This window comes from Geodermatophilus sp. SYSU D00965 (genome assembly GCF_054050075.1).
Genome location: NZ_JBJGYQ010000001.1, coordinates 71,131 through 82,993 on the forward strand (window position 1 = coordinate 71,131; position 11,863 = coordinate 82,993).

11 protein-coding genes and 1 pseudogene are annotated in these 11,863 nt (G+C 72.1%); 5 read left to right on the plus strand and 7 right to left on the minus strand.

Features of this window, described 5'->3' with window-relative positions:
* The first annotated feature begins 26 nt into the window (after positions 1-26).
* Entirely contained in the window at positions 27-518 is a 492-nt protein-coding gene (locus ACI789_RS00340) for a ribose-5-phosphate isomerase (RefSeq protein ID WP_457006164.1), read from the plus strand.
* Positions 519-612: 94 nt separating this feature from the next.
* On the opposite strand, the gene ACI789_RS00345 is transcribed toward ACI789_RS00340, so the two are convergent.
* Positions 613-1,854, minus strand: coding sequence for a GNAT family N-acetyltransferase (locus ACI789_RS00345; RefSeq protein WP_457006165.1), 1,242 nt, complete (start codon positions 1,852-1,854; stop codon positions 613-615).
* A 70-nt stretch (positions 1,855-1,924) separates the two neighbouring features.
* Here ACI789_RS00345 and ACI789_RS00350 point away from each other — a divergent pair, with 70 nt between their 5' ends.
* Positions 1,925-2,335: an MmcQ/YjbR family DNA-binding protein gene (locus ACI789_RS00350; RefSeq protein WP_457006166.1), complete on the plus strand. Its 411-nt coding sequence runs from the start codon at positions 1,925-1,927 to the stop codon at positions 2,333-2,335.
* Here the strand turns inward: ACI789_RS00350 and ACI789_RS00355 are convergent.
* Both ACI789_RS00355 and ACI789_RS00360 read right to left on the minus strand, forming a co-directional pair.
* Entirely contained in the window at positions 2,274-2,918 is a 645-nt protein-coding gene (locus ACI789_RS00355; protein WP_457006167.1) for a response regulator, read from the minus strand. The two genes, ACI789_RS00350 and ACI789_RS00355, sit on opposite strands and share 62 nt — an antisense overlap.
* Positions 2,906-4,219 (minus strand): sensor histidine kinase, encoded by a 1,314-nt coding sequence (locus ACI789_RS00360; protein ID WP_457006168.1) that lies wholly within the window; start codon positions 4,217-4,219, stop codon positions 2,906-2,908. Before ACI789_RS00360 ends, ACI789_RS00355 begins: the two co-directional genes overlap by 13 nt.
* Positions 4,220-4,439: 220 nt before the next feature.
* On the opposite strand from ACI789_RS00360, the gene ACI789_RS00365 reads away from it, so the two are divergent.
* Together ACI789_RS00365 and ACI789_RS00370 are read left to right on the plus strand one after the other, a co-directional pair.
* On the plus strand, positions 4,440-6,083 hold the full coding sequence (locus ACI789_RS00365) for a hypothetical protein (protein ID WP_457006169.1): 1,644 nt from the start codon (positions 4,440-4,442) through the stop codon (positions 6,081-6,083).
* Positions 6,084-6,152: 69 nt separating this feature from the next.
* Complete coding sequence (locus ACI789_RS00370; RefSeq protein WP_457006170.1) at positions 6,153-7,124, plus strand: sigma-70 family RNA polymerase sigma factor; 972 nt, start codon at positions 6,153-6,155, stop codon at positions 7,122-7,124.
* Between the two features lie 227 nt (positions 7,125-7,351).
* On the opposite strand, the gene ACI789_RS00375 is transcribed toward ACI789_RS00370, so the two are convergent.
* Entirely contained in the window at positions 7,352-7,771 is a 420-nt protein-coding gene (locus ACI789_RS00375) for a hypothetical protein (protein ID WP_457006171.1), read from the minus strand.
* Positions 7,772-8,166: 395 nt separating this feature from the next.
* Positions 8,167-8,409 (minus strand): annotated as a pseudogene (locus ACI789_RS00380) (tyrosine-type recombinase/integrase); the annotation flags it as partial.
* 233 nt (positions 8,410-8,642) lie between these two features.
* Between ACI789_RS00380 and ACI789_RS00385 the strand changes: the two are divergent.
* Positions 8,643-10,130, plus strand: a complete 1,488-nt coding sequence (locus ACI789_RS00385; protein ID WP_457006172.1) for a hypothetical protein — start codon at positions 8,643-8,645, stop codon at positions 10,128-10,130.
* 205 nt (positions 10,131-10,335) lie between these two features.
* Here the strand turns inward: ACI789_RS00385 and ACI789_RS00390 are convergent, their stop codons facing one another.
* Positions 10,336-11,445, minus strand: a complete 1,110-nt coding sequence (locus tag ACI789_RS00390; RefSeq protein WP_457006173.1) for a site-specific integrase — start codon at positions 11,443-11,445, stop codon at positions 10,336-10,338.
* 65 nt (positions 11,446-11,510) lie between these two features.
* Entirely contained in the window at positions 11,511-11,729 is a 219-nt protein-coding gene (locus ACI789_RS00395; RefSeq protein WP_457006174.1) for an excisionase family DNA-binding protein, read from the minus strand.
* Between the last annotated feature and the right edge of the window lie 134 nt (positions 11,730-11,863).

Consider the following 11,863-nt stretch of genomic DNA (forward strand, 5'->3'; position numbering starts at 1 on the left):
AGCGGCAGCCTGACAGACTCGCGGCCATGCGCGTCTTCGTCGGCACCGACCACGCTGGGCTGGAGTTCAAGGAGCACCTGAAGAAGGCGCTCGCCGACGCCGGGTACGAGCCGGTCGACTGCGGCGCCTTCGAGTACGACGCCGAGGACGACTACCCGCCGTTCTGCTTCGAGGTCGGCGAGCGCACCGTCACCGAGCCGGGCAGCCTCGGCGTGGTGATCGGCGGCTCGGGCAACGGCGAGCAGATCGCGGCGAACAAGGTGCCCGGCGTCCGCGCGGCCCTGGTGTGGAACACCGCGACCGCCGAGCTCGCCCGCCAGCACAACGACGCCAACGTGGTCTCCATCGGCGCCCGGCAGCACAGCGTCGAGGAGGCCACCGAGCTGGTGCTGACCTTCCTCGCCACCCCGTTCAGCGGCGAGGAGCGGCACGCCCGCCGCATCGGCCTGGTCACCGACTACGAGCAGAACCGGCACCGCCCCGCCGGCGGCCTGCCCACCCGCGAGGAACCGGTCTGACCCTCATGCGCCGCGGCCCCGCCGGAGGGCCCCGCCGTGGCCCCGTCCAGAGGCTCGCCGCGAGCCTGCGAGCGGTGAGGAGGACGGGGTCCTTTCAGAACTCGTCCGGGCACCACGGGGTGACCGGCCACCGGAACGCGGTCGCCGCCAGCGTGACCGCCCCGGGGCTCACCTCGGTGACCCGGCCGGCCGCCTGGAGCGTGGCCAGCGAGGTGCCGCCCAGGTAGGCGGCGGCCAGCGCCTCGACGTCGACGACCAGGTCGGGGTCGCTGTCGGTCTGCGCGCAGAAGCCGCCCGAGGGCCCCGCGGTCAGCGCCCACCGCCCGTCGTTCCACGGGCAGAACCGGTCGCGGACCTCGAACACCAGGTTGATCGGCGTGGGGTAGCGCCGGGCGGCGAGGGCGCGGCCGACGTCGACCAGGCGCACCCACAGCGCGTCGATCGGGCGGGCGTGCAGCGCGCGCGGGTCGACGAGCAGGTGGCGCAGCGGGTCGTCGTCCGGTTGCGACGGCGCCTTCACCGTGCGGACCAGGTCGATCGACAGCAGGAACTGCCAGAGCGCGGCGTAGGCCGGGGTGCCCGCCGCGCGGATCTCCTCGACGGTGACCGTGCCGTCGGCCTCGCCGTCCTCGGTCCAGGCGCCCTTGACCCGGTAGGCGGCGTAGCCGGTGACCGTGGCGTCGGGCTCGGTGTGCAGCAGGTACCGCCGCTCGGGCGTGCCGGAGCGGTGGTCGTCCTCCTCGCGCAGCGCGCGGTCCCACCAGCGGTCGTCGCGCGCCAGGTTGCCCGGGACGAACCGGCGCACCCGGTCGTACAGGCCCACCGCGGCGGCCCGGTACTGCTCGACGGTCACCACGTCGACCCGCCCGCTGCCGACGCCGGTGCCCGGCCGCAGCCGCAGCCGGCCGACCGCGCCGGAGAGGTTGCCCCGCCAGGTGGCCGGCGCGTACCCGAACCGGCCGTAGATGGAGCCCTCCGAGGCCCACAGCGCGGCCACCGGCTCCCGGCCCTGCTCGTGCAGCTCGGTCAACTGGCGCCGCATGATCGCGGTCAGCACGCCGCGCCGCCGGTGGGTGGGGGAGACGCTCACCCAGGTGACCCCCGCCATGGGTACGACCGCGCCGGGCACCGTCATCTCCCGGCTGTAGACCCCCGACGTCGCCACCACCCGGTCGCCCTCCCACAGCCCGAGCGAGCGGTCCAGCTCCGCGTGCGCGGGGACGGCGTCGACGAAGGACCGCGGCGCCGGCTCGGCGAAGGCGGTGAACATGGCGCGGCTGAAGGTGGGCCACTCCTCGGCGGTGGCGGGCCGGAGGGCGTCGGCGAGATCGGTCACCCTCGCTGTCTACCGGCACCCTCCGACGGTCGCGAACGGGTTGTCGGACGCCGGTGCCACGATGCGCGCCGTGGCCGCCACCCCGGACGACGTCCGCGCCGTCGCCCTCGCCCTGCCCGAGACCACCGAGCGTCCGGCCTGGGACATGGCCTGCCTGCGCGTGCGGGACAAGATCTTCGCCTCGATGCCACCGGAGGAGACCTGGGTGGCGATCCGGCTGGCGGAGGGGGAGAACCGCGCGCTGGCGGCCGAGCGGCCGGCGGTGTTCTCCGTGCCGCACCACTACCGGAACTCGACGATGGTCGTGGTGGACCTCGCCGCGGCCGACCCCGAGGAGCTCGCCGAGCTGCTCACCGAGGCCTGGCGGCTGCGCGCCCCCGCCCGGCTGCGCGCCGCGTACGACGAAGCCGGACCGCCGCTCAGGCGCGGAGGTAGGCCAGGGTCGCCATCACCCGGCGGTGCTGGTCGTCGTCCTGGGTGAGGCCGAGCTTGGCGAAGATCCGCTGGGTGTGCTTCTCGACGGCGCCCTCGGTGACCACCAGCCGCCGGGCGATCGCGCTGTTCGAGGAGCCCTCCGCGATCAGCCCGAGCACCTCGCGCTCGCGCGGGGTCAGCCGCCGTACCGGGTCGTCGGCGCGTCGGCGGGCGAACAGCTGAGCCACGACCTGGGGGTCGAGCACGGTGCCGCCAGCGACGACGTCGGACAGGGCGCCCAGGAAGGAGTCGAGGTCGGTGACCCGGTCCTTGAGCAGGTAGCCGACCCCGCCGCGGCCGTCGGCGAGCAGCTCGTCGGCGTAGGCCACCTCGACGTACTGGGAGAGGACGAGCACCGCCGTCCCGGGGACGGTGGTCCGGGCCTCCACCGCCGCGCGCAGCCCCTCGTCGCTGTGCGTGGGCGGCATCCGGACGTCGACCACGGCGACGTCCGGGCGGTGCTCGGCCACCGCCCGGACCAGCGAGGGGCCGTCGCCCACGGCGGCGACCACCTCGCAGCCCTCCTCCTCGAGCAGCCGGACCAGGCCCTCCCGGAGGAGCACCGAGTCGTCGGCGATCACGACCCGCACGGCAGCTCCGCGACCAGCCGGGTGGGTCCGCCCCGTGGGCTGTCCACGGTCAGGACGCCGTCCACCGCGCGCAGCCGGTCGGCCAGCCCGGCCAGGCCGTGCCCGGGCGCGAGCACCGCACCGCCGGCGCCGTCGTCCTCGACGGTGACCCGCAGCGCCGGGCCGGCGGCCACGACGACCACCTGGACGGTGCACGCGCCGCTGTGCTTGGCCACGTTGGCCAGGGCCTCGCTGACCACGAAGTAGGCGGTGTTCTCCACGGCGGGGGCCAGCCGCTGCTCGGGCAGGTCGACCGAGAGCTCCACCGGCACGGGGGAGCGGGCGGCGATCGCGGCGAGCGCGGCGGCCAGGCCGCGGTCGGCGAGCACCGGCGGGGCGATGCCGCGGGAGAGGGCGCGCAGCTCCTCCAGCGCCTCCTTCGCCAGGACGGCGGCCTCGCCGAGCGTCGTGCGGGCGGCGTCCGGGTCGCGGTCGAGCTGCCGCTGGGCGCGGGAGAGGTCCATGCCGAGGCGGACCAGGTGCTGCTGCGGCCCGTCGTGGATGTCCCGCTCGAGCCGGCGCAGCGCGACCGCCTCGGCGGCGACGGCGGCGTCGCGGCCCTGCGCCAGCCGGCCGATCTCGGCCTGGGTGGCCGCCCGGGAGGTCAGCAGGGCCCGGCCGAGCTGGGCCTGCAGCAGCGCCGTCGCGCGGACGACGAACGGCAGCAGGACGGCGAAGACGACCCCGATCGCGGTGTACAGCAGGATCCGCGACCACGGCGACGACTCGAACCCGAGCAGCTCGAGCAGGTCGGTGTTGTCCGGGTCGGCCGACGCGTCGGGCAGCGCCCAGTCCCAGAGGCCGTAGGTGAGACCGCCCAGGGCCCCCGCCCAGAACGTCACCGTGACGACGAACCCGAGGATCGCGAACGGGAACCGCAGAACGGCGTGCAGCACGTCGAGCCAGCACTGCGGGTCACGCAGCGGCGTCGTCAGCCGGCGCACGCGGCCGCCCTCCCCGCCACGCAGGTAGGCCGGGGAGGGCACCGGCCGGCCCAGCACCCCGGGCAGGAAGGCGCGTTCCACGGCGGCCAGGCCCCGGGCGGCCAGCAGGGTGGCCGCCAGGACGGCGACCCCCACCCACACGACGAGCAGGCCCGTGCCGGCCGACAGGCCGGTCACGACGAGGACGAACGCGGCGATCGCCAGCGGGAAGGCGAGCAGCGAGTAGCCGGTGTCGACGCCGAGCTGGCGCAGCCACCCGGACGGGCGGGCGCTCGAGGTCGGGGACACGGTCGGCAGGACGGCGGTGTCGGTGGTCATGCCGTCGAGCCTCGCCGCGGGAGGGGCTCGGACCCATCCCGCCAGCCGGTCGATCGGGTGTCGGGCTGGCCCGACAGGGGTGCGGTGCTCATGTCGCGGCCGATGCTCGTGGCGCGGCAGGGCCGTGTCCAGCACCCCGCCCCGTTAGGGTCCCCGGCAGCCGAGCGCGTCGCTGTCGTCGCGCCCCCGCGCGACCGCACGCCCGGCGGGGGAGGGAGCCGTGCGCTCCAAGACAGCGCCGATCGTGATGGCCGCCGCACTGCTCGCGGGCGGCTGCAGTTCGTTCACCGAGGACACCGACGCCGAGGCCGGGGAGTCCCTGCGCGTGGGGACGTCGGCCCCCGACGCCGAGTTCACCCTCGTCGCCGACGAGGACCCGGCCGCATCGGCCGCGTCGGCCAGCCGCGCGCTGTTCGACTCCGCGGAGGTGGTCGTGGTCGCCCGCGACGGCGACGCGGCCGGCACGCTGCTGGGCGCCTCGGCCGCGGTCGGCCTCGGCGCCCCGCTGCTGGTGCAGCCCGCCGACGGCGGGGCGGCCGACGCGCTCACCGGCGAGCTGGACCGCCTGGGCGCGACGACGGTGCTGGCCGTGGGCGAGGCCGAGGGGCTCGGCGATGGGCTCGACGTCGTCGCCGTCCCCGCCGCGCCGGAGGCGGTCGCCGAGGCGACGGGGCTGGACCTCGCCGAGACGCGCGAGGTGGACGGCGACGCCGCGGCCGGGGCGGTCGCCGAGCTGGACCCGGACGACCCGGTCGCCCTGCAGGCGCCCGGGGACGCACCCGGTGCGGACGGCGACGTGACGGCGCTGCCGGCGGTCGAGCGCGCCGAGCCGCTGGACGGCACCCTGGTGCTCGCCGCCGGCACGCCGGAGTCCGTGGCCGGGATCGCCACCGCCCGGGCCGCCGGGGCGCGGGTGCTGCTGACCGGCGGCGCGACCGACCCGCGGGCGTCGGCCGAGGTGGTGGAGGCGCTGGCGGACGGCTCGGGCTCGGTCGTCGCCCTCGGTGCGGGGTTCGCCGCCGAGGACGGGCTGGACTGGAAGCTCGCCACCGCCGCCACCGGGGAGCAGCTGCCCGGAGGTGGCCAGCTGCTGTTCCCGGAGCACTTCCTGGTCGCGCTCTACGGGCACCCGGGCAGCGGTGCGCTGGGCGTGCTCGGCGAGCAGGACCCGCAGGCCTCGGTGGAGCGGGCTCGCCAGCACGCGGCGCCCTACGAGGGGCTGGTCCCCGACGCCACCGTCGTCCCGGCGTTCGAGGTCATCGCGACCGTGGCCTCGGAGTTCGCCGGCCCGGACGGCAACTACTCCACCGAGACCGACGTCGAGCAGCTGCGGCCGTGGGTGGAGGCGGCGGGGGAGGCCGGGCTCTACGTCGTCCTCGACCTGCAGCCGGGCCGCACCGACTTCGTCACCCAGGCCGAGCAGTACCGGTCGCTGCTCGAGCTGCCCTACGTGGGCCTGGCGCTGGACCCGGAGTGGCGGCTGGCGCCCGGGCAGGTGCACCTGACCCAGATCGGGTCGGTGTCGGTCGACGAGGTCAACCAGGTGGTGACCTGGCTGGCCGACCTCACCCGCGAGAACGCGCTGCCGCAGAAGCTGCTCGTGCTGCACCAGTTCCAGGTGCGGATGATCCCCGAGCGGGAGCGGCTGGACACCTCCCGCGACGAGCTGGCGGTGCTCGTGCACGCCGACGGCCAGGGCTCGCAGGGGGACAAGCAGGCGACCTGGCAGGCGCTGCGGCAGACCGACCCGGACGCCGTGTACTGGGGGTGGAAGAACTTCTACGACGAGGACGCCCCGATGCTCAGCCCGGAGGAGACGATCGCGCAGGTCAACCCCCGACCTGAGCTGATCAGCTACCAGTAGCGCCCGGCCCCTCCCGTTTCGTCGGTGCCCTGTGGTCTGCTGTCGCGGCCGTCGAGTCGAGGAGGCCCCGTGACAGTCGTCAGCGAAGAGCTCGATCCCCGCCTGCTGGAGCACCGGCGGGAGCTCACCGGCTACTGCTACCGGATGCTGGGATCGGCGTTCGACGCCGACGACGCCGTCCAGGAGACGATGGTCCGTGCCTGGCGGGGGCTGGCCGACTTCGAGGGGCGGTCGGCGCTGCGGTCGTGGCTCTACCGCATCGCCACCAACGTGTGCCTCGACCAGCTCTCGGGGCGGCAGCGCCGGGCCCTGCCGATGGACCTGACCGGCTCTCCCTGGCAGCCGGTCGAGGCCTCGCTGGCCGCGCGCAAGCCGTCGTCGGCCTGGGTGGAGCCGGTGCTCGACCGCCAGGTGGTCGCCGAGGACTCCGACCCGGCCGACCAGGCGGTGCAGCGGGAGTCGATCCGGCTGGCGTTCGTCGCCGCGCTGCAGCACCTGCCGCCGCGGCAGCGCGCCGTCCTGCTGCTGCGCGAGGTGCTGCGGTGGAAGGCCGACGAGGTCGCCCAGCTGCTCGACACCACGGTCGCCTCGGTGAACAGCGCGCTGCAGCGCGCCCGGGCCACGCTGGCCGACGTCGGCGGGGAGATCGACCCCGCGCCACTGGACGACGACGAGCGCGACCTGCTCGACCGCTACGTCGACGCCTTCGAGCGCTACGACATCGACGCCTTCGTCGCGCTCCTGCACGAGGACGCCACCCAGCACATGCCGCCGTTCGAGATGTGGCTGCGCGGGGCGGAGGACATCGGCACCTGGATGCTCGGGCCGGGCTCGGGCTGCCGCGGGTCGCGGATCCTCGCCACGCGGGCCAACGGCGCGCCGGCGTTCGCGCAGTACCGGCCGGTGCCGGGGGGTGGACACGCTCCGTGGGCGCTGCACGTGCTCGAGGTGCGGGACGGCCGCATCGCCCACATCTCGAGCTTCCTCGACCTCGACAACGACCTGTTCCGCCGGCTGGGCCTGCCCACTGAGCCGGCCTGACGCTGCTTCTGTGGGGCCAACGGACGGCTCCACCGCGACGACGGCGCAGGGGCGCCCCGGACCCCGGCGCCACTGAGGGCCGGGGTCCGGGCGAGCGGGGTCGGTCAGAACCCTGCCTGGTTCACCCCGTACTCGGCCTGCGCGGCGGTGAAGCCCTGGGGCTGGACCCGCGGTGGGGGCCGCGGTCGTCTGCGCCCGAGGCCTACCCGTGGACGACGCAACGTCGTCTACGTCGTCACGTTGGTCCACACGGTGCCGATGTTCTCCTCACCGCCGCCTTGAGTCGTTGCGAGGAGGCAAGCGCTCAGCGAAGTCCCCGAGGCGGTGAAGGAGAAGGTCTGGCTCACCTCGCTCTCGGCGCCCAGGTGCACCGCCTGGGTGAACGGCCTCGACGTTCCTTCCTCGACGAGGAAGAGCCCCTCTCCCCGGTTCACCCGGTCTGCCCCATCCCGTGAGGTCACGGTCGCGGTGCCCGAGACCTCGTTCCCTGGCTCGAACGTGGCGACGGTGAGCGTGTGTGGACAGGTCGTGGTGACGACGGGCACCGTTCCCGCCGCCGCCACGGGCGCAAGCACGACCGCCGCTGCCGTGGTCGTGGCGAAGACCGCGACCGCTGGGATTGCTACAAGACGTTTCCTCAAGGCCATCGCCCCCTGGCGCTGTAGCGGATTGTCGCCCGCCGATGACCAGCCTCGGATCCCGTCCCTCGCTCGCGGTGGCACAGCTCACGGGCGACAGGACGAACACCGTACTAGCGCCGGCCCGGCACGTCTCCATCCGGGCGTGCGCGGTCTGTGCACCTTCGTGCGTTCGGGAGCACCGGTCGCCTAGGGCCTGGAACGACCGTTCCGGGGCCTCTCCAGCGATCCTCGAGGAAGCGAGACAGGAATCCCGACCTGCGACGACGCGTGGAGCGGGTGACCGGGATCGAACCGGCATGGCCAGCTTGGAAGGCGGGACCCTGTAGGCCCGTCTGCGCTGGTCGGGGGCTTGCTTCGGCCCCTCAGAGGGCCCGGCGTGACCACTGTGTGACCAATCGCCCCTACTCCGGCCGCTCGTCGTCGTCGGGTGCCTCGGTGACCGCGCCGAGCATGGCGTCGAGTGCGTCGGCGATGTCGGCGTCCCGGTCGTCGGCGGCGTGCTGGTAGAGGAGGGCGGCGGCGGGGGAGGAGTGGCCGAGCCGGCGCATCAGCTCCTTGGTGGTGGCGCCGGTGGCCGCGGCCAGGGTGGCGCCAGTGTGGCGGAGCTCGTGCGGCCGGACTGCCGGCAGGCCGACGGCGTCGGCGGCGCAGCGGACGGTCGAGCTCCAGTTGCTTCAGGCGGCGTAGCCGCCGGATCGCTGCGTTGCCGTGGACCGGCTGCTTGCTCGTCAGCGAGCCGACGCGTCGGCTGGCCTGTTGTAACCCTAATGTGGCGCCAACGATCGGGTCGGGGTGCCGATGGAAGCGTGTCGGCCTAATGATCGGGTAGTCAGGTGCATCGATAAAGCAACTACGATCATTCGGATTGAGGAGTTTCGTGACGGCGGCGCCCTCGCTCACTGTCAACGCGACCAAGCTATCTGCGGACGTGCAGGCTGGGAAGCGGGTGGCGCAAAGCGTGAATTGGCTCGTTCACAACTCTTCGAAGTTGCGCAATTGGGAGACTGTCGAAGATTGGGCCGTCTCCACTGATGCTCAGGGCCCGATCGGTCACCACTTGGTGACCGTCCGCGCCGAGATGGCGCGACAGTTGTGGACGCGGCACTTGTTTGTAGGAGTGACCGTGCTTGATGAGTTGCTCTGGACGGCAGTCCGCAACGGAGAGACCAGTCCCGTTGACGCGGTTGTTCGTCAGCTTGTCGGTAGCCGGGCACTGGAACCAGCGTACGTTCTCTATCCGCTATACGGACTCGGTCTTCGGCGCGCCAACCTGCTACTCGATAAGAGCTCGGTAACGACCGAGGGGCTCGCGCGAAAGTTCGGTATAGCAGTGACTTCCCAGACATGGGACATGGAATCGATCGGTGCCTGGCTGGAGCAGGTCCACGACTGGTTCGGTGTCAAGGGTGGGGTGCCGCTGGGGCTGCTGCAGCATTGGGAGCGCAGCCGGGCTCCGTGGCTACGCCGTAATCCACTCTTGGCTGTCAAGATTACCGCGGTCAGCGGCACGTATTACGAGAATCAACGCCTAATCACCGATCGACTTCACATTGCAACCTCATTCTTAGCTGGTCTTGCGGTCACGCAGCCTGCGGTCGAGGACCCGCGAGAAGTCATGTTCACTACCAGTACGGTGAACAACTTCGCCACCCGAGACATTGGGCATTACTTCGTGATGAACGGACGTACCGACCCGCAAGGGGTCCTTGCTGGAGACGCCGTGCCCATGAACGTGGATGCGGACTATTTGGGTGAGCTCTCCGACCTGCCAGTGATCCTCGACTCAGATCATTGGAACAAGCGTGCCGACGAAGGCGAGGATCTTTGGCGCGCCCTTAATGCTCTAGGTGAGATCAATCTGCAGACTAGAGTGTCCCGGCCGTCGGTGGCACGAACGGCGAAGGGTAGGACTGCGCGCAAGCTATTTACTTCGCTCGACTATTTCCGACGGAGCCTGGGCGTCAATCGCTGGTATGCGACTGTTAGCCTCGGCACCGCCTTTGAGATGCTCCTCACGAGCCACTACCAAGCGGGCGTTACGGCTCGCCTGCAGAGGCGAGCCACCCTGTTGACTGGTAGTTCAGCTGACGGCGACGTAGTGCGCCGCTTGTACGAGGCTCGCTCAAGATTGGTGCATGAAGGCCTGGCACCACCCGATGACCTTCCCCTCCTCGAGGCGCAGCGCATCTTCGTCGACTGCCTCGTGAAGGTGGGCGATGGACTTTCGCGTCTGAGTCGTATCGATGACGATCCTCTGAAGACGATCACTGGTGACGTGCGGGAGCAAGGTTTCGTGGATCGAATCCGCCAGGCCTCTATGCGGATCAGCACTTGGTTAAGGTTGCGCGAGCCGTTCCCCCAATAATACTTGGAGTTGTCGCTGGTGGGCTGGTTAAGTCCAGCGAGCTAGTGGCACCCAAGACAGGGAAGGCGAATCGGCTGAATCGCCGGGATCGCAACTGACAACGAGACGGACGGGCTAACGGTCGCCCCAAGACTTCTCCCTATCCTGGGTAAGACTCGAGCTGGGCAATACGACCTCCTCAATCAATCTTCCACGTCCATTGCCTTCACCTCCGATGTCCCCGGGTGCTGTCATCCGGGGTGGCTGTGACAGCGCCCAGCATGGCGTCGAGAGCACGGGCGATGTCGGCGTCCCGGTCGTCGGCGGCGTGCTGGTAGAGGAGGGCGGCGGCGGGGGAGGAGTGGCCGAGCCGGCGCATCAGCTCCTTGGTGGTGGCGCCGGTGGCCGCGGCCAGGGTGGCGCCGGTGTGGCGCAGCTCGTGCGGCCGGACTGCCGGCAGGCCGATCGCGTCGGCGGCGCGGCGGAAGGTCGAGTTCCAGTTGCTGCGGGCGAGGTAGCCGCCGGAACTGGTGGCGAACAGGAGGGCGTCCGGAGCAGCGGGGACGTGCTTCTCCAAGTGGTCCTCAAGTACGGCCGCGACCGCGGCGGGCAGGGTCACGATTCGATGTCCTGCGTCGGTCTTGGGTTCGCCGACCACCCACCGGCCGCCGACGCGGCGGACCGAGCGCTCGACGCGCAGCCGTCCGCCGGGCAGGACGTCGGACCGGCGCAGTGCCGTGGCCTCGCCGAACCGGAGACCGCCGAAGGCCAAGACCAAGACGAGTGCGCGGTAGCGCTCGGTCCTCCGGTCTCGCCCCAGTTGCTCCGCCAGCTGGAGCGCCTCCGCTGCCGTGAGCGCCCGGGAGGGGCGGGCGGCCTTGGGCGTTCCGGCGCCGCGCAGCCGGCAGGGGTTGGACGGGATAGCCTCGTCGGCGACTGCGATGTTGAGGACGGCGCGCAGGAGCCGGTACGACTGGGCCAGCGCTGTCGGGCCTGTGGTCCGGCCCGCCGTGGCGTGCCACGAGCGGACGGCGGCCGGCGTGACTTCGTCGACGGGAACGTCGGCCCATGGCTCGGCGAGGTGATGACGCCACAGCGACGCGTAGAGGATGCGGGTGCTCTCGCGGAGATCAGTGCGGGCGAGGTAGTCCTCGGCGTACTCACCGACTGTCCGGCGACTTGCGTTCGGGGCACGCCAGCTCTTGCGGAGGAGGTCGGTCTGCTGGCTCGCCAGCCAGGCCCAGGCATCGGCCTTGGCAGCGAAGACCTTCGCGTAACGCCGACCGTCGGGGCCGAGGTACCGGGCGCGGAAACGGCCGCTCGGCAGCCGGTCCACCGACCCGAACGTCCGCTTGGCCACGCCGCGACCTTGGCGGAAGCGTCAGCGGTAGTCCGTTGAAATCATCGCTGGCTGGGGATGCGGCCGGCATCCACAAAAGCGTCTAGCGTCGAGCGCTCCAGGCGCACATACTTGCCGACTTTGACGTAGCTGATCCGGCGCTCGGTGATGAGCCGGCGGATGAACCGCTCCCCGGTGCCGAGATACTCGCCCGCTTGTGCGACGGTCAACAGCGGGTTGGCGGAGGAGCGCCGCTCGTCGATCTTCTGGTGCGCCGTCATGACGAAAGCCTGGGCAGCAGTCTCCAGTCAGCCTCCAGGGCCGTCTCGCCCCGGGAGGCCAACGCACGACGGTGTCCCTAAGCGGCCCACTATGGGTCAGCGATGAAGGTAGCGCTTGCTTTAGCGGGACGGCC

Coding starts and splice junctions, on each gene's coding strand:
- ACI789_RS00340 (WP_457006164.1), top strand. CDS start 27: ATGCGCGTCTTCGTCGGCACCGACCACGCTGGGCTGGAGTTCAAGGAG.
- ACI789_RS00360 (WP_457006168.1), bottom strand. CDS start 4,219: ATGACCACCGACACCGCCGTCCTGCCGACCGTGTCCCCGACCTCGAGC.
- ACI789_RS00375 (WP_457006171.1), bottom strand. CDS start 7,771: ATGGCCTTGAGGAAACGTCTTGTAGCAATCCCAGCGGTCGCGGTCTTC.
- ACI789_RS00395 (WP_457006174.1), bottom strand. CDS start 11,729: ATGACGGCGCACCAGAAGATCGACGAGCGGCGCTCCTCCGCCAACCCG.